The organism is Bacteroidota bacterium (assembly GCA_018692315.1).
GTDB lineage: Bacteria > Bacteroidota > Bacteroidia > Bacteroidales > JABHKC01 > JABHKC01.
In genome coordinates, this window is sequence record JABHKC010000204.1 from 21,301 (window position 1) to 45,743 (window position 24,443).

At 32.8% G+C, this 24,443-nt stretch carries 19 protein-coding genes and 1 pseudogene; 12 read left to right on the forward strand and 8 right to left on the reverse strand.

What is annotated here, in order from left to right; genetic code table 11:
- Window positions 1-15: 15 nt before the first annotated feature.
- From HN894_15235 to HN894_15245, 3 genes are all read left to right on the forward strand, one after another.
- The gene (locus tag HN894_15235; protein ID MBT7144677.1) at window positions 16-174 is read left to right on the forward strand and encodes a DUF1737 domain-containing protein; all 159 of its coding nucleotides are present in this window, start codon (window positions 16-18) and stop codon (window positions 172-174) included.
- A 209-nt stretch (window positions 175-383) separates the two neighbouring features.
- A complete protein-coding gene (locus tag HN894_15240) occupies window positions 384-1,019 on the forward strand; it encodes a hypothetical protein (protein ID MBT7144678.1) in 636 nt (211 codons plus the stop codon).
- Between the two features lie 349 nt (window positions 1,020-1,368).
- Window positions 1,369-1,926 carry a hypothetical protein gene (locus HN894_15245; protein ID MBT7144679.1) on the forward strand — a complete coding sequence of 186 codons (558 nt, stop codon included), beginning with the start codon at window positions 1,369-1,371 and terminating at the stop codon, window positions 1,924-1,926.
- Between the two features lie 45 nt (window positions 1,927-1,971).
- Here the strand turns inward: HN894_15245 and HN894_15250 are convergent, their stop codons facing one another.
- Window positions 1,972-3,888: a hypothetical protein gene (locus HN894_15250; GenBank protein ID MBT7144680.1), complete on the reverse strand. Its 1,917-nt coding sequence runs from the start codon at window positions 3,886-3,888 to the stop codon at window positions 1,972-1,974.
- Window positions 3,889-4,320: 432 nt separating this feature from the next.
- Here HN894_15250 and trpS point away from each other — a divergent pair, with 432 nt between their 5' ends.
- Entirely contained in the window at window positions 4,321-5,310 is a 990-nt protein-coding gene (trpS, locus tag HN894_15255) for a tryptophan--tRNA ligase (GenBank protein MBT7144681.1), read from the forward strand.
- 12 nt (window positions 5,311-5,322) lie between these two features.
- Here trpS and HN894_15260 read toward each other — a convergent pair whose 3' ends face one another.
- From HN894_15260 to HN894_15270, 3 genes are all read right to left on the reverse strand, one after another.
- Window positions 5,323-7,695 carry an MMPL family transporter gene (locus tag HN894_15260; protein ID MBT7144682.1) on the reverse strand — a complete coding sequence of 791 codons (2,373 nt, stop codon included), beginning with the start codon at window positions 7,693-7,695 and terminating at the stop codon, window positions 5,323-5,325.
- 97 nt (window positions 7,696-7,792) lie between these two features.
- Entirely contained in the window at window positions 7,793-8,257 is a 465-nt protein-coding gene (locus HN894_15265; GenBank protein ID MBT7144683.1) for an SAM-dependent methyltransferase, read from the reverse strand.
- A gap of 92 nt (window positions 8,258-8,349) precedes the next feature.
- Complete coding sequence (locus HN894_15270; protein ID MBT7144684.1) at window positions 8,350-11,001, reverse strand: S8 family serine peptidase; 2,652 nt, start codon at window positions 10,999-11,001, stop codon at window positions 8,350-8,352.
- A gap of 286 nt (window positions 11,002-11,287) precedes the next feature.
- Between HN894_15270 and HN894_15275 the strand changes: the two genes are divergently transcribed.
- The 8 genes and pseudogenes from HN894_15275 (at window position 11,288) to deoC (ending at window position 21,552) form a co-directional block, all read left to right on the forward strand.
- Window positions 11,288-14,905 carry a PKD domain-containing protein gene (locus HN894_15275; GenBank protein ID MBT7144685.1) on the forward strand — a complete coding sequence of 1,206 codons (3,618 nt, stop codon included), beginning with the start codon at window positions 11,288-11,290 and terminating at the stop codon, window positions 14,903-14,905.
- A gap of 24 nt (window positions 14,906-14,929) precedes the next feature.
- Window positions 14,930-15,277 carry a hypothetical protein gene (locus tag HN894_15280; GenBank protein MBT7144686.1) on the forward strand — a complete coding sequence of 116 codons (348 nt, stop codon included), beginning with the start codon at window positions 14,930-14,932 and terminating at the stop codon, window positions 15,275-15,277.
- 440 nt (window positions 15,278-15,717) lie between these two features.
- Complete coding sequence (locus HN894_15285) at window positions 15,718-16,032, forward strand: hypothetical protein (protein MBT7144687.1); 315 nt, start codon at window positions 15,718-15,720, stop codon at window positions 16,030-16,032.
- Window positions 16,033-16,034: 2 nt separating this feature from the next.
- Window positions 16,035-16,310 (forward strand): annotated as a pseudogene (locus tag HN894_15290) (Txe/YoeB family addiction module toxin).
- 758 nt (window positions 16,311-17,068) lie between these two features.
- The gene (ftsY, locus tag HN894_15295) at window positions 17,069-18,019 is read left to right on the forward strand and encodes a signal recognition particle-docking protein FtsY (protein MBT7144688.1); all 951 of its coding nucleotides are present in this window, start codon (window positions 17,069-17,071) and stop codon (window positions 18,017-18,019) included.
- A gap of 517 nt (window positions 18,020-18,536) precedes the next feature.
- Complete coding sequence (locus HN894_15300; protein ID MBT7144689.1) at window positions 18,537-19,418, forward strand: PorT family protein; 882 nt, start codon at window positions 18,537-18,539, stop codon at window positions 19,416-19,418.
- Between the two features lie 4 nt (window positions 19,419-19,422).
- Window positions 19,423-20,571 carry an iron-containing alcohol dehydrogenase gene (locus HN894_15305; protein ID MBT7144690.1) on the forward strand — a complete coding sequence of 383 codons (1,149 nt, stop codon included), beginning with the start codon at window positions 19,423-19,425 and terminating at the stop codon, window positions 20,569-20,571.
- Between the two features lie 87 nt (window positions 20,572-20,658).
- Window positions 20,659-21,552 (forward strand): deoxyribose-phosphate aldolase, encoded by an 894-nt coding sequence (gene deoC, locus HN894_15310; protein ID MBT7144691.1) that lies wholly within the window; start codon window positions 20,659-20,661, stop codon window positions 21,550-21,552.
- 15 nt (window positions 21,553-21,567) lie between these two features.
- Here the strand turns inward: deoC and HN894_15315 are convergent, their stop codons facing one another.
- The 4 genes from HN894_15315 to HN894_15330 form a co-directional block, all read right to left on the reverse strand.
- On the reverse strand, window positions 21,568-22,317 hold the full coding sequence (locus HN894_15315) for a L,D-transpeptidase family protein (protein ID MBT7144692.1): 750 nt from the start codon (window positions 22,315-22,317) through the stop codon (window positions 21,568-21,570).
- A gap of 4 nt (window positions 22,318-22,321) precedes the next feature.
- Complete coding sequence (locus tag HN894_15320) at window positions 22,322-22,912, reverse strand: hypothetical protein (protein MBT7144693.1); 591 nt, start codon at window positions 22,910-22,912, stop codon at window positions 22,322-22,324.
- Between the two features lie 39 nt (window positions 22,913-22,951).
- On the reverse strand, window positions 22,952-23,611 hold the full coding sequence (locus HN894_15325; protein ID MBT7144694.1) for a hypothetical protein: 660 nt from the start codon (window positions 23,609-23,611) through the stop codon (window positions 22,952-22,954).
- Between the two features lie 115 nt (window positions 23,612-23,726).
- Entirely contained in the window at window positions 23,727-24,221 is a 495-nt protein-coding gene (locus HN894_15330; protein ID MBT7144695.1) for a ribonuclease H, read from the reverse strand.
- Window positions 24,222-24,443: the final 222 nt, after the last annotated feature.

Genomic DNA, 24,443 nt, shown 5'->3' on the forward strand with positions numbered 1-24,443 from the left:
TAAAATTTTGTCAAAATGGAATACACAGTTGTAGAAAAAAAATTTTTAAAAAAATTGATCGAGTCAGTAAATGATTTAGTTAAAGAAGGTTGGAAAATTCAGGGCAGCATAAATTGTACATGGGTAAATTCTAAAGAGTATAAAATTTATACACAGGCTTTGGTCAAGGAATAATTATACCAAATCGAGAGCATTTATAGATATTAACTTGCATCGACTTTCAATAAAGCTGAAGCATATTTGTTTCAAAATTTCTTGTTGTTAAATCATTCTTATTTTAAAATAAGACATTTTTTGCAAAGAAAAATAGAAATTAGCTTGCTGTTTTCACATAGATTTTTACTTATTTTGCAAATTATTATTTATTAAAAAAACAAACTATAATGAGAAAACTTTTTATTGCGATTGTTGCTGTTGCTTTTTTAGTTTCATGCGGAAATACCGAAACTAAAAAGGAAGAAAAATCTGAACTTACAGCTGAAAAAAAAGAATTGGAATGTGAAAAAATTTATTCACCCGATTCCTTCCTTGAAAATGCCGAAACCCTTGTTGCAAACGATATTCGTATCGAAGGTAGTGTTAGTCATGTGTGCGAACATGGTGGTGAGAGAATGTTTCTTGCATGTGAAGAAAGTGAAGACAGAGTGAAAATCCTTGTTGGCGAAGGAATGCAAACCTTTAATACCGATATGGAAGGCAACGATGTATATATTAAAGGTGTTGTTGAAGAACTCAGAATTGACGAAGAATATCTTCAGGAATGGCAAGTAGAAATTGATATAGAACTTGCAGAACAAGATCATGCCGAAGGAGAAGAACACGATCATGCCGAAGGAGAAGAACATGCTGAAGGCGAGGAACATGAACATAGTGAAGGTCTTGGTGAAGCTGCTGATCAGGGAAGCCATACCGATCCTTATCAACAAATTGAGGATTTTAGAAAAATGATTGCAGAAAGTGGAAAAGATCATATCTCTTTTTATTCGATTGTTGCACACGAACTAAAAATAAAAGAATAATTTTTAGTTAATATTAATACTTTACAACTTTCAAATATTGTAGAAAAATTTAATTCATTTCTGCAGCTTAAAGATGTAAATTTGATTTTAGGGTTCGTAAATAAATAAACTATCCATTTTTACTTGCTCTTTTGTTCATTTTCTTCCTTGTAAAAGCATTAAATAAACTGTGGCTATTCGCAACTTTTACACCTTGAAAATAAACAAAATATCTTCGTACATTTTGAATACTTTATTTATTTACAAACCTTAGCAAACAATCCCAGGAATGCAAAATAAAAATTAAAAAAGGTCAAGAAAACTTGACCTTTTTTAATAGAAAAAAATGGGAACAAAAAAGAAACAGACTATGAAAATTAAATGGAGAAAATGGAATAGAATAATTCATCGGGATTTAGGATATTTTTTCTTCGGGATGACAATAATTTATGCAGTTTCAGGAATTGCAATAAATCATATCGACGATTGGAATCCTAACTTTAGTGTCGAATATCAACAAATTGCAGTTGATTTACCTCAGGAAAAATCGCAAATTACCGAAGAAGCTGTTCTAAATATGCTGGAAATTTTTGGCGAAAAAGAAAACTATAAAAAGCATTTTTTTCCTAATAGTAGCAGAATGAAAATTTTCCTGAAAGGAGGAAATATTGATATTGATCTTAGTTCGGGAAGTGGACTAATTGAAAAAAAGGACAAACGACAATTTTTGCATCAGGTAAACTATCTACATTATAATCCTATAAATTGGTGGACAATTTTTTCGGATATGTATGTAATCGGACTTTTTTTGTTAGCAGTAAGTGGTTTATTTATTATCAGAGGAAAAAAAGGAATCACCGGCAGAGGAGCATGGCTCACAGCAATTGGAATCGGAATTCCAATTATTTATTTGATAATTTTTTATTAGCGAATTCAAGCCATATAAATGCCGAATTATCGAAAAACTTATACATTAATTTGGAGGATACAATAATGTATCCGATGCCAGCATTTTTATTTGGTAGCCTTCGCCTGGGTTCATATTTCCAATATTATTTATACCATACAAAGGCCAATAAACCAAACCAACACCACTTTTTGCCATAATAATATTTTGCGAGATTCCTGTAAGTATAGTGTCTATTGCTCCGCTGTTTTGGCGAAGGTAGCCCAGAATATTCCAGCCAGCCAGCAAATTTACCGGTGTTGTTTCGGGGACAACAGGAATGCCGGCAACTTCAAGTATTTTGAAAGTATCCATTTTTACCTGATAGCCTTCGCCAATCGATAAATCTCCAATATTGTTTATATTGTATAGCGGCCAATAAACCAGGCCTGCTTCATCTTTCATTATTATAAGATTGGTATCAATTTCGGAAAAAACAGAATCAAAGTTTGGAAAATCGGCATCAATATATGTTGAAATTATTGACCAACCTTCCAATAAGTCTATAAATTGTTTTGTGGGTTCTGGAAAACTTATATCTATTTTACAAAAAATGAAATCCAAATCCCAATATACTGGAGGTGAATCAATTAAAAAAGTATCCATTCCAAAAGTAAATTCTGAATAAAATACTTCATCGGAAATGTATATTCCGGTTGCATTCATTTTTAGATGAGGCCATAGAAAATATGTACTATCTTTTAGTATAGGAATATCAACAAATTTTACTTGGCCGGAAGAATCTAAAATAAATATAACATAACTAGGATTATCTAATTGAAATGTGTCTTGACCAATTATGTAGGAGGAGGAAAATGGTGTAAAAGCAGGTTTAATTGCTATATGCAAATCATTTTGACTACTTAGAAAAATTTGGTGTGCATTATAGGTATGTAAACCTTGAGTTGAAAAAGCCCAGATTGGATTCATTAAACTATCGAAACGAGCGACTACTAATTCATTTGAATTTTGCGAAGAATTGTTATATAATGTATCACTACCTATAACTATCATAGAATCATAAAAATAGCTAGTACCATAAATATCTCCATTGGTTGCAAAACAACTATTCGCAATTAAACTTCCTCCCAGACAAATTGTATCTATAAGAAGCAAATTGAAATTTTGATCATATTTTAAAAAAATTGGGGTAACATTACTCCCAGAATTACTAAACAAAGTTAAACCATTAAATGTACAAGATGGCGATAATGAAAATGCACTAATAAATATATTATTCTCTACAAATTGGATATTTGAAACACTTTCAGTATTTATTCCCTGTATGGTTTTTGACGATAATAAATTCCCAATTGTATCAAGTTTTAATATATAACCATCATAATCGCCTGGATTTGACATAATTGTAGTATTATTCATTGAGATTGTACCTGCATACCTCCCAAATATATAAATATTTCCTGCTTGATCTGAAGTTATTTCATACTGATAAGTTGTTTGAGTTATGCCAATATCTGTAATAAATTGTTCATTGCCATATTGATCATATTTAGCCAAAACTACACCATCAGAGTATTGGGGATAAAACCAACTCCCATTCCAAACAAAGCCACCACCGGCATTATGTGCTAATATATATATATTACCATAATTATCTATATACATTCTAGGCCACGAAAAATAACTTAATAGGTGCTTTTTCGCCCAAAGAGCATGTCCATCTGGCGATAATTTTAATAAATATCGACCACCTATTGTTAATGCAACAGTGTCAATATAATAAAATAGGGTTGTATCACTACCGTATTCCATGAGATAATAAGTATTACCAAATTCATCAACATCTGTTTCATAGATTGTATTTGAATAATACTCGGAGGCTTGGTCATCAGAATATAAAAGCCAGTCGTAGTTGAAATTTTGAGAATAAGAGGAAACTGAAATGACAGATAATAGAATAAAAAGAAAAAAGTTTTTTTTCATGATTTTTGTTTTAGTCATCCGATGATTTGATAATTATTTAATATTGTTCATTTTCTTTGTTAGCACATAGTTAGTTGTAATTAAATTATAAAATTAAGCATTTTGTATTAAATGAACTCTTCTTTGAATTTAGTTTATACAAATTTATTTGCCCCAATTCAAAAAGCTTATTACTCTTTGGAAAGTTGCAAAAGAAAAGAGTCCCTGCAATCTTTCCTGAGAAAGCAGGGATCTCATTAAAGCAAACAAAATTTTGAAAGGATTCCTGCATTCGCAGGAATGTCAAACTTCTTGTAATTAATAATTCACAATTATAATACTCCTTAGAATAGGATTGGAAGTTGATTTATTAAAAAAACAAAATCAGGAGAAGTCGGGTAGTGAATTGTCAAAATTCGTAGTAAATTTGCAAATTATTTTAAAATTTTAATTATGGGAATAGTATTAAGCGGAATCAGGCCTACGGGCAACTTACATATAGGCAATTATTTTGGAGCAATGCAGAATTTCTTGAAAATGCAGGAAGAGAACGACTGCTATTTTTTCATTGCCGACTATCATTCTCTAACAACGCATCCAACCCCGGGCGACCTTCATAATAGTGTAAGACAAGTATTTGCAGAATATCTTGCCTGTGGTTTAGATCCGGAGAAAGCAACAATCTATATTCAGAGCGATTTGCCCGAAACCGCCGAATTGTATCTTTTGCTCAATATGAATAGTTATATTGGCGAATTGGAAAGGACAACTTCTTTCAAAGATAAAGTGCGACAACAGCCAGAAAACGTAAATGCAGGTCTGCTTACATATCCGGTTTTGATGACTGCCGATATTTTAATTCATAATGCCGAGAAAGTTCCTGTTGGAAAAGATCAGGAACAAAATCTCGAAATGGCTCGTAAATTTGCCAAACGCTTCAATCATATCTATAAAGTAAATTATTTTAACGAACCTCAGGCATATAACTTTGGCAATGAATTGATTAAGATTCCCGGACTCGACGGTAGCGGAAAAATGGGCAAATCGGAAGGGAACGGAATTTTCCTTATCGACGATGAAAAAACAATTAAGAAAAAAGTGATGCGAGCCGTAACAGATAGCGGTCCTACTGAAATGAACCAGAAAATTTCTGAGCCCGTTCAAAATTTGTTTACAATTATGGATATTGTTTCTGCGAAAGATACCGTGCAGTTTTTTAAAGAAAAATATGCAAGCTGTGAGATACGCTATGGCGATTTGAAAAAACAACTTGCCGAAGATTTGAATAAGTTCATTTCTCCTATTAGGGAAAAAATCAATGATATTTATTCTGATGAAAAATACTTGCACGAAGTTGCAAAATTGGGGCAGGAAAAAGCTCAGTTAAGTTCCAAAAAAACAGTTCAGGAAGTTCGCGAAATAATTGGTTTTAAGACGTTTTGATTTGATGAAATATTAAAACCTCAAATCCTCCAACTCAATATCTTCTTCTTCTTCAAGAATTTGCAGTAGTGGCTCTTTGAAGGATTTTTTGGTTATCGAACTTTCGAGCGAAAGCAATAAAGATGGAAGTAAAAGCAAATTCGAAAGAGTTGCAACAAATAGGGTGATTGAAACAAGCATCCCAAGTGCCACAGTACCACCAAAACTTGATGCAACAAATATTCCAAAACCAAAAAACAAAATTACTGAGGTATATAACATGCTTACACCGGTTTCGTTTATTGCCGAAATTACCGATTTGCTAATATCCCAATCGGTAACTTTTAGCTCCTGTCGTAGTTTTGCAAGAAAATGAATTGAGCCATCCACCGAAATTCCAAAGGCAATACTAAAAACCAAAACAGTTGAAGGTTTAATTGGAATTCCAAAATATCCCATAATAGCAGCCGTCAGCAAGAGAGGTATAAGATTTGGAATTAAGGAAATTACTGTCATTCGCAAGGATGAAAACATCCAGGTCATAAACAGCGATATAACAAATATAGCAAGAATTAGACTTGTAAAAAGATTTCTAATCAGATAGTTAGCTCCCTTAAAATAGACTATACTTGTGCCAGTCAATGAAACATCAAATTTATCTTTCGGAAATATTTTGTTGATATCTTTATTAATATTTTCGTTCAGTTCTACCATGATGTCGGTGCCAACATCTGCAATTTTGAAACTTATTCGGGCAATTTGTTTAGTGCTGTCTATAAAAGAACTAATCAGTTTGTTCTTAGAATCGTCTTTCGAGATATACTTCATTATAAATCCGGTTTCTTGTTTACTCGGAAGTTTATAGTGTTTTTCTTTGCCACTGTAGTAGGCTTGCCGCAGAAATTTATAGGCATCGGCAATAGAAAACGATGTTGATAGTTGTGGATATTTTTCTAATTCGGTTTGGAGCTTGGCAATTTTTTTAAGAGTAGATAAATTATAAACTCCATTTTTCTTTTTAGTATCAATTACGATTTCGAGAGGCATGACACCGTTAAAATTTTTCTCGAAAAATTTTAAATCCAAAAAAATAGGATCGTCCTTAGGAACGTCTGCAAGTATGTAACCAGTATTTTTCATCAGAGAAATCCCAATTCCTCCTAATATTAAAAGCAATGCAGTAGCGGAGTAAATTACTGTGCGACTGTTAATTGTAAAGTGCACAAGATATTTTACAATATTCCGCATTATTTTGTTTTCGAGATGTCGTGTTTGCCTATTGGTTGGTGCAGATGTAAAACTGAAAAATATAGGAATCAGTAAAATTGACAGTGCAAAAACTCCCATAATATTCAGAGATGCAATTATTCCAAACTCTTTTAGAATATCGCTGCTTGTGAGGATAAAAGTTGCAAAACCAGCTGCAGTTGTTAAATTTGTAAGAAATGTTGCATTCCCAATTTTATGAATTACTCGTTGAAGAGCTTTAATTTTGTTCCCATGATTTTTATATTCCTGATGGTATTTGTTCAGGAGAAAAACACTATTTGGAATTCCAATTACAATAATCAATGGAGGTATCAAACCCGTTAGAATTGTAATTTGATAATGAAAAAGAACCATTGAGCCAACAGCCCAAATCACACCAATGCAAACAACGAGGATAGGGAAAATTATTACTTTGAACGATCTGAAAAATAAAAATAATATTGTAGCAGAAACAAGCAAAGCCAGTACAACAAATAAAGAAAGTTCTGTTCGGATTTTTTGGGTAACCAAAGTTCGGGTATATGCAAGTCCTGAATGTCGGAGATGAAGATCATACTTCTCTTCAAATTGATGTGTAAGTTTTTCAATGTTAGCAATAAGCTGTTCTCTGTCGCGAGAATTTAATAAATCTTTATTTATGGTTAGAGCCAGCAGATAGGTTTTGGTGCTATCGTTGTAAAGCATTCCGTTATAAAATGGCAAGGAATATAAAACTTTAGCAAGGCTATCTAATTCTTTTTGTGAAGAAATTGCATCAGAAAAAATTGGCTTAATCTCAAATTTTTTGGTTTGAGAATTTTTGAGGATATTGTAGCTATGCCCAATCGATACTATTCCATTTACACCTGGAATATTTGCCAGGCTATCGCCAAGTTTTTTCCAATCATTAAACTTGTTAAGCTTAAAGAAATCCGGATCCTGTACACCTATCACCAAGATATTTACATCTTCGCCAAACTTTTTTTTAAATTCTTGATATTCAATAAAAGTTGTATCGTGCTCAGGAAGTAATGGTGCAAATTCGTAAGAAATAGATATTTTTGATGCTTGATATGCCATGAAAATGGTAATCAATCCCAATGCTGTAAGAAATACTGCTCTATTTCTTAAAATTATCCGTGCTACAACGATCCACATTTACTTATAATTTCACAATTTGACAAAGCAAAAGTAATAATTTTATTAAGTCTTTGGTTGAAAAAAACTTATATTATATTTCTGAAGTATTTGGTTTTTACCAATAATTTTTCATAATTTCTTTTGTCCACTTGGCTTGTTTTATTTCACCTTTCGGTAAAAACTCCACAAAAACGGGTTTTATATCAATTATTGGAGTTTGGTCTATAGCATCAAAATTTGAAACAAACAATGTTCTTCCTTCCTTTTTTAGAAGATTGACGGTGCACAAACCCAAGGTATTTAGTCTGTTTTTTTTTCGCTGAGCAAAAATGCCTGTTTCAGGAAGTTCCATATTTTCACGAGGGTGAAAACTGCCACACAAGATTTTATCTACTTTATGAAAATGATATATTATTTCTAAATGTGAAAATTGTTCAATGCCATCAAAACATTCAATTGGCAGAGATTCAATTAATTCTATTTCTGAAATTACTTCTGCCCAATTATCGTCTGTTGGAATTTTGCGGCAATTTCTTACGTAAGCTATTGGGCTTATTATTATGTTTTCTGGGCTTTTCATTATTTATTAAGTAAATGCTTTGCAGTGGAAAATATTGATTACAATGAAACTACCATAAATTTACTTTTGAAATTATTAGAAAACCGGATGTTTTACATTTTAATAAACTTAAAATATTGCCTCGAACTTTGATTTTCAAAATTCACAAAATAAAAGCCCGGTTTAAGCTTGCTTATATCAAGTTTTAACTGTCCTGACTTTCTGTTTTTTAGATTAAAAATTTGCAGAGTTTTGCCGGATAAATCAGAAATTAAGACTCTTGAATCAGTTTTGTTGTTTAGATTATAGTTAACAAAAAGCTGGTTTTGTGCGGGATTTGGGAAAATACTTATAATATCTTTGTTAAAATTATCACCTTCAATGGCACTTGCTCCAGCAAAAATATTAATATTGTCGAGGTATAAATCGTTGCCATTGTCGTTTATTCCTGAAAATTTGATTAGAATTTCGTTGCTTCCGGCAAACTGCGATAAATCAATAGTATCTTTTCGCCAGTCTGATTCTTGCTGTGGAACAAATCTGCCACTTGCAATTCCATCAACTGTAGTCAGGCTTTCTCCGCCATTTGCATATAGCAAATATTCAAAACTATTTCCACAATCTGTGGAGACATATATTTTCAAAGAATCTTTTTTGACAGAAACTCTTTTTCGGTAGGCAACTTTATAAGTCAATGTAATTTGACCGCTTTCAGGTACTGAAATCAAAGGACTTATTAAATCGTCTATCTGCCCGTTTCGCGGCATATAGTCGTAGCAATTAAGATTTGCAGATAAAAAGCTGTTTGTAATTCCACTGGTAGAATCGGTTTGCCAGGTTTTGTTGTAGTCGTAATTTGCTGAAAACCAAGGCGATGAATTTGACAATAGATCAATATTTTCAAAATCTTCAAAAATAGGAAGGTCTTGATTTTCAATTCTTTTAAGTTCTACGATACCTCTATTGTTGTAAATATCTAATTCTTCAACAATAGTATCAAGTGTAATTTTAAAAGTGATAATGTTGCTGCCCAAAGTTAAAGGAATTCCGGTAAAAGTAACTGTATCAGTTTCTCCGGCAAGAATATCTTCAGTAAGGGACAAAAATATTACTTCTAAATTGTTAAGCATCACAGTGATAGAGGCAGTGGAAATAGTGTTTTGTCCATTGTTTTGTATTACTATTTGTGGATTAATTTCGGAAAAGCAAGTGTATGAAAAATTGGGATTTAGAACTTCATTTATAGAAATATCCCAGTCAGGAGAAGCTGGTGGCACCGGAGTATGACTCATAGAAAGATAGTTGTAGGCAGCAAATACATCAATTATTCCCATTCCGTAAGTATTGTCTTCGCCCGGGTCGCCCAAATCATTAGCTGAATAATATAAGGCTTCGAGGATTTCTGTTCCTGTGAGGAAGGGATAAGCTTCTTTTAGTAAAAGTACTGCCCCGCTAACATGTGGCGCTGCCATCGATGTCCCTGACAAAGTTCCATAATCTTCAGTTCCTTGAGCCGAACGAACATCTTGCCCTGGAGCCGAAACTTCAGGTTTTATTGAGAGTGAGCCAGTGTCGGCACAAATTGTGGGTCCACGACTCGAAAAACTGCTAATCGTTAATCCTGATGTGTTCCCATTTAGACTTCCCACTGTGAAAGTGTTTAGAAGACTTTTTGCTATTAATTGAGGCTCGTGCAAACTTCCAGGTTCGGGACCGGTATTTCCTGCTGAGAAAACTATGGCTACTCCGGCAGCCTCGCATGCATCTATTATAAAACTTTCTACCGAGTTGCATTGAGAAATTTCCGGTGGATTATCGACATAATATCCCCATGAATTATTTATCACATCAGGAATATCATCGTTTGTGTTTATATCGCCATCCGGATTTATTGCCCATTCGAAAGACATTAAAATAAGTTCAAGCGGGCGAACATCTGCCAAATTGCTGACAATTGGGTCGGCATGAATCCAATACGCATTATAAGCTACTCCAATGGTGTCGTTGTTTTCTGCATCTAATCCACACATTGTGCCGGTGGTGTGAGTTCCATGGCTATGTCCCGAAATATCAACTGGATAAGGATAATTGTAAGCCATCCAGCATTGCGTTAGAGGCAAATGATTTCCAAGAAAGCGTTTTTTTAATGCTTTATGCTTAAAATTTACTCCTGTATCTACACCCATGGCAATTCTATTTCTGCCGGTGTAGCCAATTGCCCACATGGCCGGAGCATTTATTGCATAAATTCCCGGTTCAGCTCCATTTTGAGATTTGTTTACATTCATATGACTTTCTACTGGTTCAGCCATCACTATCTCGCCATTGTTCAATGATATAAGCTCAATTTCTTTTTTCTCAGCAAGTTGCAGAATTAATTCAGGTTTTGCACTTAAAGTGATAATATTTGCAATCCAATATTGGCGAAGGTTTTTAAAGCTATTCGTATTTTTATTTTCATAAAGATTTATAAAATAGATTAGTTTTTTCTGGACTTTTTCAGCATTATTCCTTAAAAGTTGAATGACTTTTTTTGGACGTTCAGAAACCAAAATTTTCCTTTTTTCAAACTCAAACTTTAATGAGTCGAGACTTTCTGAATTGTGCAATAAGAGGTAAATGTCGAAATAATTATTGGCATTTTCGGTTTTAACAATTTCAGAAAATATATTGTCGGCTATATATGCCTGTGCTAAAATAGTTTTTTCAGAAGCCCAAAAAAACAAATAACTAATTAAGAGTAAATAAAATAGTATTTTTTTCATAATTTCAAATTTTAGGTTTCAAAGATAGGTTTTTTAAAGGTAAAGAAAAGATGAATATTTCTATCAAATCAATATAGGAAACACGGATTTAGTTTTATTCATTCTCTGTGAATCTCAATGTTTTCATTGTGTCTCGTTGTGAAACAATTGTTTCATGGAGGAGCACGAAGAAACTCAAAGTTGCACATAGAATTAGAGAACTTTTAACTTTTTAGAAAAAACCTTGCTTTTCATTTCAAATTGTTTTACTTTTAACCATTGAAATATTCACAAAAAACCAATTGTTATGAAAGCAAGAGCTACTTTTTTCCTGATTCTTTTATTCAATACTATTTTTCTTTTTTCCCAGGAACCACAATTTGAATGGGCTGTTGGGTTTGGGGGTACAAGTTCAACTGTGTGTCGTTCTATCGAAGTTGATAATGCAGGAAATGTTTACTCATTGGGGACTTTTGCAGGGATTGTAGATTTTGATCCTGATACAGGAGTTTATTTTCTTACTTCAAATGGAGGTAATGATATTTTTATTACAAAGTTAAATTCTTCCGGCAATTTTGTTTGGGCAAAAAGTTTTGGCAGTAATTCAAGTGATGGTGGAAATTCTATAGATATAGATGCTTTCGGAAATATTTATGTGTCAGGATTTTTTAAAGATACAACCGATTTTGATCCAGGGATAGGAGTTTTTAATCTTATTTCAAATGGCAATGATGACATTTATATTTCAAAGTTTGATTCTTTAGGTAATTTTATATGGGCAAAAACTATGGGAGGGAGCGAAAATGATGGTTGTATGTCTATTGTTGTTGATTCTATTGGATGTGTTTATAGTACAGGGATATTTGTTGGAATCGCTGATTTTGATCCAGGTATAGGAGTTTATAATCTTACCTCAAATGGTCAAAATGATGTTTTTGTATCAAAGTTAGATTCTTCAGGTAATTTTATTTGGGCGAAAAGTTTCAGTGGAAGTGAAACTATGGCGGGAAATTCAATAACACTTGATACTTCAGAAAAAGTTATTATTACTGGAGTTTTTTACGGTACAGTTGATTTTGATCCAGGTATTGGAGTTTACAATCTTACCTCAAATGGAGAAATTGATGTTTTTATTTCCAAATTAGATTCTTCAGGTAATTTTATTTGGGCGAAAAGCTTTGGAAGTAATTCAACAGATGCAGGCAATTTTATTGCAACTGATGCTGACAGAAATATTTATGTAACTGGATTTTTTCATAATACGGTTGATTTTGATCCAGGTATAGGAGTTTTTAATCTTACATCAATTGGTCAACATGATGTTTTTATATCAAAGCTAAATTCTTCAGGTAATTTTATTTGGGCAAAAGGTATTGGAGGGATTCAAGGTGATGTCGGTTATTGCACCACAATTGATTCTACTGGAGGTGTTTATACAACAGGATATTTTGAAGGAACAGTTGATTTTGATCCAGATATTGGAGTTTATAATCTTACCTCAAATGGTCAAAATGATGTTTTTATATCAAAGTTAGATTCTTCCGGCAATTTTGTTTGGGCGAAAAGTTTCGGCGGAAATAACTCTGATTATGGTTACTGCTTAAATGTTGATTTAAGCGAAAATGTTTATTCTGCAGGATATTTTAATGGAACAGTTGATTTTGATCCTGAAAGTGGAGTATTTAATATTACATCTGGAAACGTGGATGCATTTGTATTAAAACTTTCTCACCCTCTATCAATTGCAAATTTTCATACGTCTGATACAATAATAATAGTAGGAGATACTACCCAATTTTTCGACCTTACAACCAGCAATCCTACAAACTGGCTTTGGGATTTTGGAGATGGAACAACAGACACTATTCAAAATCCTATTCATATTTATCAAAACCCTGGAGTTTATACTGTAAGTTTGATAGTTGGAAATGGTTTTTCTACCGATACATTGGTAAAAGAAAACTATATCACTGTTTTGCTTCAGCCAAATTGGGCAGTTGATACTACTTTAAGTTCTCACACAATCCTTGCCCAACCAACAATTCCTGCCAAAATCAATGGAGTACAAATCCAATCAGGCGACTACATCGGAGTTTTCTACGATTTAGATTCGGGAGGCATTGCTTGCGGTGGCTATGCCGAATGGACAGGAAACCAAGTTTCTTTGCTTGCCTATGGTACGGAAACTGGCATGAACAACGGCTTTGCTGCCAACGAAGAAATTAAGTGGAAAATCTGGCGGGCTTCCGATTATCAGGAATTTGATGCTGTGGCAACTTACCTACCCATGCCACAGCAAGGCAATTTTGTAAATGGTGGGATTAGTGGTTTGGAATCACTTTCGGCGGTTTCGCAAATGCAAATCTCAGATTCTTTAAGTCATGTTGCATGTTTCGGAGACTCGACCGGTGCAATTTATATTTCGGTGATAGGTGGGCTCCCGCCATATTCATTTTTGTGGTCGGATGGTAATACCACCCAAAACTATACAAACATCATTTCGGGAAATTATTTTCTGACTATTAGCGATGCCTCAGGTCAAAACCTTATAGATTCCTTTGAGATTTCTCAGCCTGCATCAGAAATTACAATTTCGATTACCAAAACAGATGTTTCTGTGGAAAGTGCAGCAGACGGCTCCATCGAACTTGATGTTTTGGGAGGTGTCCCTCCATATTCATACATTTGGAGCAATGGAGAAACTACTGAGGATATTTTTAATTTGGCAGCGGGAATTTATTCAGTAACAGTTAGTGATTCAGTTTTTTGTGTTGTTCATGAAAGTGTTGAAATTTCAGACTCTACTAATGCTCAGTCAATTATTTTAGAGGCAGGCTTTTCAATGATTTCAACCTATATCAATCCATACTTTCCAATTTTAGATTCTGTTTTTAGTTCCGTGATTGGCAATCTTGAATTAATAGCAGATGATGAAGGGAATGTTTTTTGGCCAATATTTTCCATTAATCAAATTGGAGATATAGTTATTGGAGAAGGCTACAAAGTCATAATGAATTATGCTGATTCTCTTCAAATCATCGGAGAAGATGTTGTCCCTGAACTCAATCCTGTTCCTATACCAGAAGGCTGGAGTATGTTTGGTTATTTGAGGCAATCTCCTGCACCAATTGACACAATGCTCTATACAATAACGACTAATATTATCCTTGTAAAAGATGATAAAGGGCATGTCTATTGGCCGCAGTATGGTTTTAATCTTATTGGGGATATTACTCCTGGTGAAGGTTATCAGATTAAAATGAATGGGTTGGATACTTTAGTTTATCTTTCAGACAGCATTTCATGGTTCTGTGGGGACTTCATTTCGGATATTGAGGGCAACCAATACAGCACTGTTGAAATTGGCACTCAATGCTGGATGGCTGAGAATATAAATATTGGTATAAAGATACCGACAAACTATCCACAGACCAATAATTTGATTATTGAAAAATATTGTTACAACAACGATACACTTTATTGTAATACATATGGAGGGCTTTATGAATGGGATGAAGCAATGATGCATATTCAAACAGAAGGATCGCAAGGTATATGTCCAATAGGTTGGCATATACCAACAGATTCTGAATGGTGTACTTTGGAAAACTTTGTGGACAGCGATACTATTGAATGTGATACTACGGGCTGGAGAGGGATAGATGCTGGAGGAAATTTAAAAGGAACTGGAACAAACTATTGGAATAGCCCAAATATCGGAGCAACAAATTTATATGGATTTAATGCTCTTGGTGCTGGCCGTACTAGTCAATCGTCTGATAACATTTTAGAATATGCCTATTTTTGGACTTCAACTATTGGCAGTTCAGGTCGAAAATGCAGACTTTTGCATTATTCAAATTCACAAATACTAAGAAGCTATAATAATTGGGATGGATTCTCTGTGCGTTGTGTAAAAGATTAAAAAAATGAAATAGATATTTAAATTATGGAAATAGCAACAATATATTTATCAATTGCAACTATAGTTATTGGAGCAGTAGGTCTTTGTTTTATAGGAATGCAATATTTTCTAAACAAAAAGAAAAGAAGAGATGATTTATTTAATCTGAGATATGATTTTTTTCTTGACTTGACAAGGTTTTGGTTAAGATCACATGATCTAGGCAGCATGGAGTATTATGATTTATTACCATTCATAATGAAAGCAGATTTTATTTTTGGAGAAGATATAAAGAATCATATTCTCTCTTTAGAAGGTAAACAATCTTTAAGCCTAAGAATGCCAGAAGAAGATTTTATTAAGCCTTTCGGAAAATATTTGAAACTTTACTGATATTTATTATTCCAGCTAACTCAGATTTGTAATCCGAGATTGCAACAACAGAAATGCCACCAACTCACACAGATTTGCAATCCGTGTATCTAACAACAAAGGCAAAACTCAATTGTCATGATAAATGTTTTTCTTTCTAAACGGCAATTTCATAGTGAGAGACTGACTACGAGTCAGCCTCTCACTTTTTCCATTGCTTGAATAAAATTTGAAAAAAACACAGTCGAAAACTTGCGGTAGATTTTAATCTTCAATCTTGCAAGCTTTCAACTTTATAAACTTTCAACTTACACCATTAACGAAGCATTATAGCAAATCAGCCTTGTCAAGAAAAATGCAAATGCATTTGTCAAAAATACCTGTACCAAAATCTTTAGCATTTGAATTAATTTATTAAATTTGTACCAGTTTTGGTACACAAAATATTAAATTTGGAAAAAATGAGAATAGTAAGTAGTCGGGAGTTTCGTGATCATCAAAAAAAGTATTTTAATATGATTGACAACAATGAACAAGTTGTTGTTAAGCGCAAAAATCGAGCATACAAGATTGTTCCTATAAGTGATGATGATATGCTTGTTGATATTCCAAAAGAGCACAGGTGTGATCCTTATGAGATAAGCCCAAGTGGAGATATTTTTTGGGCTGACAAAAGAAATGTAGAGATTGTAAAAAAAGCCATTAAGAACAAAGGTCACATTTCAGAGAAACTTAGTTCCGCTGATGAAATTAAAAACTTTCTGGATAGCTTATAAAAATGTACACTCTTTATATCACAGTTCAGGCAAAGAAAGATATAGCATTTTTGAAAAAGAATGGCGGAAAGCTAATAGCAAATAAAATTTAAAGGCTGTTACTTGAGCTAATTGAACATCCAAGAACCGGTACCGGCAAGGTTGAACAACTAAAAGGCTACAGGCAAGGAAAATGGTCAAGAAGAATAGATAAAAAGAACCGGCTTATTTATTCTATCAATGATGAAGTTGTAATTGTAGAAGTTATTTCTGCCAAAGGTCATTACGATAGGAAGTAACTAACTTTAGGGAACATCTAAAAATGCAAATTTCTTCGTTGTTTCAAAATTTTAAAATCCTCATTTACAATGGTAAACTGCGGTATTAAAATTTCTTACGCCTTGAAATTAACTATTTTTAGAAGTCCCCTTTAATTACTATGCTCAGCTTGCTTGGATTTGTAACCCAGCTCGCTCAGATTTGTAATCCGAGTTTGCCACAACAGAAGCCCCTCACCAAGTAAAATTCCCAAACTTCGCTTACCACAAACCGATTAAAATTCTTCATTGAATATTGTTTTTCCTCTTTATAAACTTTCAATTGAGCTATCGGGCGTAAAATCAGGCATGCCATTCCCGATATTGGCGTAATATTAGGAATAGGAAATATTTTTCAGATATTTGCAAAGAAATTAAAAACTCAAATAAAGTAAGAGCTTTGGATGCACGGCACCTGAGAGGACTTGCAGATTTGCTTGACAAACCGATTTTGAAGAAATTTTTAATATCGAACGATTTAGAGCTGAAAAATTTCCACGATGATATAATAGCAATTCCGGCTGTTCAGTTTTTAAGGTAAGTGATAAAATGTGGGACTAATCTGAACTAATCTTGTTGTAAAGTTTCCATACTTCGATTTGGATAGTGAAAAACCAAAAGTTGCAAACTTGCGGTACGTGGGTGTTTGAAACTTTCGACTTTACAAACTTTCAACTTTGTAAACTTCATATTTCAGGTTAAACCAAATTTATATACTTTTGAGCCTTAAATATTTAACTATGGGACTTTTTGGATTATTTACAAAAGATAAAAAAGATAAGCTGAACGAGGGTTTATCAAAAACTAAAGAAAGCGTTTTTAAGAAACTCACAAGGGCAGTTGTTGGGAAATCGAAGGTTGACGACGAGGTTCTTGATAATCTTGAAGAAGTCTTAATTTCTTCGGATGTTGGCGTTGATACAACTATAAAAATTATTGAAAGGATTGAAGACAGAGTTTCGAAAGACAAATATTTTGGTGTAAATGAGCTAAATAATATCCTGAAAGAAGAGATAGAATCATTATTAAGTGAAAGCAAAAATATTGATGGAGATAGTTTTGCAATAGATCAGAAAGACACACCATATGTGATTATGGTAGTGGGAGTTAATGGTGTTGGAAAAACAACTACTATTGGAAAATTGGCATATCAGTTTAAGCAACAAGGAAAAAGTGTAGTTCTTGCAGCAGCCGATACTTTCAGAGCCGCCGCTATCGATCAGCTTAGCATTTGGGCAGAACGAGTTGATGTTCCTATTGTTAAGCAAAAAATGGGCTCAGACCCGGCTTCGGTAGCTTACGATGCCGTTTTTTCAGCAAAATCGAACAATGCTGATATTGTGATAGTTGACACAGCAGGCAGGCTTCATAATAAAGTAAATCTGATGAATGAACTTTCTAAAATAAAGAAAGTAATGCAAAAAATAATACCTGATGCACCTCACGAAATACTACTTATTCTTGATGGTTCTACCGGACAAAATGCTTTTGAGCAAGCTAAACAATTTACCAAAGCTACTGAAGTGAATGCACTGGCTCTTACAAAATTGGATGGAACGGCAAAAGGTGGAGTTGTTATTGGAATTTCCGACCAACTGAATATTCCGGTAAAATATATTGGTATTGGCGAAAAAATTCAAGACTTGCAGGTTTTTCGAAAGAAAGAATTTGTTGATTCTTTGTTTAGTTAGAAGTTTTGTAATTAATCAATGTGCTTAAAGTGTTGAAATTCTGATTGTTGTGAAGTTTATTTTAAGCGCAAAGAATGCTATGTTGAACGCAAAAAACGCTAAGTTATTGAATATGTTTTCTTTGCGAAACATTTCGATTTACATAGCGACCTTTGCGGTTATATTATTTATTTTGCTTTAGTTTAGCATGTTACAATTTATTTTCATATACTGAATGTTTACAAAGTTTTTAAAGTTGAAATTGTGGTGAAATTGAAATTTGAAATTTGGCTGAACTTTTTTGGGACTATAAATTTCTTCGTGAAGAAAATTTAGTTGAAATTTGAAGACCGAAAATTTTAAAAGTGGAAAGCTAAACTGCTAAAATCCAAAGGCCAAGATCAAACAACAAAATACAAAACCTGAAACCTCCAACTCCAAACTCTCAATTTATAATTTATAATTTCCAATTTCCAACAAATATTTTTTGGGATTTTAATATTCAGTAATATATTTGTAGAAAACAAAAGATGTAATTATGAAAAGAACTGAAATATTGAAATTAGGGAATCTGGTTGTATTTATGATAGTAATTATTTCATTTTCACATGCAAACATAGGTTCGCCATTACTAAAGAAAAACTTTGTATTAAATAAATCGAAGTTTCAGAATTATTATAAACCGGTCATGCCAGACAATACTATGCCATTAGGAGGTTCGCAATTTACCTATGGTTTCCGCATTGGTCAATATGTTTCAAATATCAGTTTCGATGGCCATACTGGAATTATTCCTATGGACACTCTTTACGAAACGTATAATAAGAACGGTTTGGCTTTTGGTGCAATAATCAACTATTCATTTAACAATAGGCTTTCTTTGCAGACAGAAATAAATTTCGAGCAGAAAGGAACCAAATATAATGGGGATTTTTATTTTTTCTTATATGGAATTACCTACGAAAACTCACTACAAAGTACAATTGATTTAAATTTTGTAACAATCCCATTATTATTAAAAGCATCCTTTGGAAGACAAGCCAAATTTTATTTATCTGCCGGTCCTTATTTAGGGATTTTGTCTAAAGCCCGCCAAAAAAGCGTTTTCGATATACAAATTGATGTACTTGGATTAATTGAAGATTCGACAATTGTTTATGACGATCTGCAGAACGATAGATATAGAAATGATTTTGGAGTAGTTTTTAACGGGGGCTTGCAAATACCGATAATAAAAGGTGTGCATGGAAATGCAGGCTTTTTGTTTATAGAGTTCCGATATAATTATGGATTACGCGACATTTTTGAAGATATTGAAGTAAAAGAAAACACCCTAAGCGGACCTGTCATTCATAAATTTGTAGAGAATATTAAAATACGAAGTTATGGTTTAAATGCTGGACTAAAATTTTCATTTTAATGCTATGGAAAATTTTGTCCATTTCAATCCGACAAAAGTACATTTTGGAAAAGATGTATTAGTTGGTTTAGGAAAAACTGCCAAAAAATATGGCTCCAAAGCTTTATTACTCTACGGAAAAGCTTCAATTAAAGAGAATGGAATTTACGACAAACTTATCGAAGAGTTAAATTCTGAAAAAATAACAATTCATGAATATTCTGGAATAAAACCAAATCCAATACTAAAAGATGTTGAGAATGCAATTAAGCTTGCAAAGCAGAAAAAGTGCGAGATAATTGTAGCTGTTGGCGGAGGTAGTGTTATTGATAGTGCAAAAATAATTTCGTTATGTTTTCACGAAAATCAAAATGTGTGGGATGTTGTAAAAGGAAAATCTAAAGCTAATAAAGCCATGCCTTTGTTGGCAATATTGACTCTTGCTGCAACAGGTTCAGAAATGAATCAGTTTGCTGTTTTACAAAATCCCGAAACCAAAGAAAAAATTGGCTTTGGGCATTCACTAATGTTTCCAAAACATTCTTTCCTCGATCCTCAATTCACTTTTTCTGTATCAAAAAGCCAGACCACCAACGGAATTGTTGATTTGATTGCACATTCGCTTGAAGCTTTTTTTGCAAAAGGAAATTCACCACTATCCGACAGATTTATTGCTTCCATAATTTTGGAAACGATGCAGTTTTCTGAAAAACTTTTGCAGGAACCGAACAATTATGAATTGCGAGCAAGAATGATGTGGGCTGCAACTTGTGCCTTAAACGGAACTGCATATTCCGGCAAGGCAAGTTCGGGCGATTGGGGCGTTCACGATATTGGGCACACGCTTTCGTTTTTGTACGATTTGCCACACGGACAAACACTTTCGATAGCATATCCGGCATGGTTGAAATTTCATTTGAATAAAATACCTGAAAGAATATCAGAATTAGGTAAGCTAATTTTCGGAACGGAAAATCCTGAATTGACAATTGAAAAACTGATAGTTTTTTTCAAAGCTATAGAAAGCCCGTGTTATCTTTCGGAAATTGGATTTTCTGAAAAGAATAGAAATGAAATTCTTGAGCTAATGAAGCGAAATAAAGTTTCGGGCATGAATCATTTTCTTTCAGATAATGACTATGAAGAAATTGTTGACTATATGATGAAAATTTAAATTAAGTAATCGTTTAATGAATTTTTGGTCAAAAGCCAAAAGCTAAAGGCTAAATACCAAAAGCCATTTCCAAAAAAATAAATTAAAATGAATATTTTTAGAGTTATTGACGAATATCAGCCAATTTTTCCGGATAGTATAATTGAGAAGCATATTCAGAAAATTAAGGAACAATCTGTAGTACCCTTTAATAGTATGAATCTGAAAAAGATTTTTTCAATGATAGATCTTACTTCATTGAATACTGACGATTCAGAAGCAAAAATTGTAGCTCTGTGCGAAAAAGTAAATAATTTTTCAAAGTATTACCCAAGCATTCCGAATGTTGCAGCAATATGTGTTTACCCTTCTTTAGTTGCAGCCGTTAACCGAAATCTGAAAAACAGGGATATAAAAATTGCTTCGGTAGCCGGCGGATTTCCTTCCTCTCAAACTTTTCTTGATGTGAAAATTGAAGAAACTAAAATTGCCTTACAGATGGGAGCCAACGAAATTGATATTGTGATTTCGGTTGGTGATTTTTTGAGCGGGAATTTAGAAAAGGTTTACGATGAAATTTGTGCAATAAAAGCCACTACCGGCGAAAAGCATCTGAAAGTTATTTTAGAAACAGGAGCTTTAAGAAGCTCTGAAAATATTTATAGGGCAAGCATCCTTGCAATGGAAGCCGGAGCGGATTTTATAAAAACATCTACAGGAAAACTAAATCCTGCTGCAAGCCTAAATGCTGTTTTGATAATGGCTTATGCCGTAAAAGAATTTCACATTAAAACTACACGTAAAGTTGGAATAAAACCAGCCGGTGGAATTTCAACTGCAAAACAAGCTTTCGAATATTATTCAATAATTAGCCATATTTTAAAGGGAGAATGGCTCAATTCAGAGCTTTTCAGATTTGGAGCCAGCCGTTTGGCAAACGACCTTTTGAACAGAATTATTGAAATGGAAAGTGGGAAAACATCGGACTTGAGCTATTTTTAACAAAGCACTAACTTTCTAACGGAAAATATAATCACCTTTACTACTAACAGATATTTTTAATTCCGTTTTCTCATTTTCGAATTTATCGTATCCATCCTTAATATTAGTCCAAAAAACATTTAGTTCCGGATTGTTTTTATTTTTTTCCAAATTTTCCAAATATTTTTGTTGAGTCATTTTGAAAGGGAAAATATAAACAGGTATCTTTTGTTGTCCGTTGTTTTTGGCATTTATAGCATAAAGGTAGATTTCTTTAATTTTATCATCGCTCATTGGTAAGCAGCCAATTGTTACGCATGAACCATGAATAAAAATATCTCCTCCAAGATTTGAGAAATTACTTTTTCTGCGGTCAGCCAGATTCGGATAATTTATTCCCAACGACAAATGGAAATTACTGTATGGGTTAAATCTATTGATACAATAGAATCCTTCCGGAACTTGAAAATCACCTTGTTTCCTTTTTGGTCCAAGATTTCCTGATTTTGCGCAAATTTTGTAGGTAGTAAGTTTTCTATAAGTTTTCTCATTATTTTTCTTTGCATATATTTCAATTATACTTTCAGCTTTAAAAGCAAGAATAATAATGTTGAGTTCAGCTATTTCGATATTTGTAGCTTGTAACTTATTTATTACTAATTGTCCTTTTTCTGCAATTGCAGACCTTACTCGTTTATATCTTTTCTGCTCGGATAAAAAATCATCTTGAGCCAAAATAGTTGTATAAATGAGAGTTATACAAAATATTATTATAATTTTTTTCATCATATCATTTCAATTCAAGTTTCTTATTCTCCCTCAATAATTCAATTGCTTCATTCAAACGTTTGAGAATTGTTTTTTCTGTTTTTGCTATGGTAATCCAGAGTATGTAATATCGCTGGTAAGTCTTTGCCAGATTGTTGAAATTTGTTAAAGCAGGTTGGTTTTTGGCAAATTCGTTTAAAATGTACTGAGGAATTTCAAATTCTTTTTTATTTGGTTCGATACTCCCTTTTTCTGCCCAATAAACTTTTCCGGTTCGCAGATAACTTTCAATTTTTTTTAGTCCGGCTTCGGTCATTTTTCCATTGATAATAAGCTCTCCAACAATTTTCTTATTTACATCTGACCATTGTTTAATATTTTTTCTGGGAGTAAATTTTATCTTATATCTTTCGTCATCAATTCTTTTTAAAAGACTGTCTATCCATCCGAAACACAGAGCCTCTTCAAGTGCCTCCCTATGTTTTATACCTTTAGTAATTACATGTTTTTTATAAATAATTATCCAAATGCCGGGGCTTTTGTCGAAATTCTGCTTCAACCATATGCGAAACATCCTTCGGTTTCTAAAAAACATATTTTCAAGTTCTATCATGATTTTACTTGTTTTTTTATCAATCTGTTATTTGAAATATTATTCAATATTTTTAATTCCATAAGATTCCAAATATTTGGATATTGGAATTAGTCCTACACTTTTCCTCAGACTATCAATGTTTTGTGTATTTTCGATAGGATATACCATGAGTTTTTGTTGAGAATCATTGAAAATAATTTGTGTCCCATATATCTGTTTTTCCCCTTTCTTCATTTTAATACGATCAATAAATAATGCCAAACTACTCCAGGCTAATTCTTTATTATTTGCTGCTTCAATCATTATTGGCAGGTATTTTTCCATAATTGTAAGCTTGCCGCAATGTTGTAGAACCAAAAATGCTGCATCAGAAGCATAATCTCCATACACAGAATTTTTAGGCCATCCTATTTCTCCAATTATTCTCTCAATTTCAATTAAGTTAAGCGAATCCTGAACATGTTCGATGCCATATATTTTCTGCAGAGTGTCGGAGTCCCACTCATAAATTTGTTCCAATGTATCAGATAGTAATCTGTATTTCTGGTCCAGGAATAGTATTTCTTCTAATTCAGTTTTATATTTTTGAACAATCTCTGACTCTTTATCAATTTTTGGCTTATATGGCTGATTGCATGACCATAGCATCATAATTGTTATAATTATTGCTGCAGTTTTTTTTATTCTAATAGCTTTGCTGAAGTATATTATTTTCATATTTTTCTTTTTATGTGTAACGTTTTTTTTGTTTCCAAAAGGTATGTATGCAATTTCGTTTTATTTCCATATGATTTTAATATTTTCATAGACTTTCAAATTTCAACTGTTGTATTTACACGAGGGCTTTTTTTAAATTGAACTCTCGTAAAGCACTTCTCGATGCCTTGTCAACAATGGAAAATATTTTGTCGATTTCGCTTTTTTTATTTGATGATTTATGACCACAAACTTTAATAAATTCGCAATCTAACTTATCTATTATTTTGTAGAATTCTTGATATAGCTCAAAATTATTAAGACGTTTTTTATTTTTCGAATAGTAATTGTTCTGTTCAAGTTTAGCTCTTCTTCCAACTAAACCAACGATATTTTGAGAATCGGTAAAAACAATAATTTTGTTAAAATCTTCCTTAATGATATTTAAAGCCCATAATAATGTTTGCAATTCTAATTTAGTTGAGGATACATCTTCAAAACGCTTCAGTTTTACTTGCGATTTAATTAAATCAAAAGGAAGGTCAATATCCGAAACAGCAAGATAAGCTCCAAACCCATTTTTTGATTTTGTATTTACACTTCCGTCAGTAAATAAAAATAGCTTATTCATATTTCGGCAATTTATTTATCAAATTTTAAGATTGCAATATATAAAGAAATGGTTTATTAAATTAAACAAAAACAATCTGTTCTTAGCCTGATTAATTCATAAACTTTTTTTTCATAAACGTTTCTACAATTTTCATGCTCAAATATATTAACATTGATGAGTTTTAGTTAATTTTTTTATTCAATTTTAAATTTTACCGAATTTTATTTTGAATGATTCTAA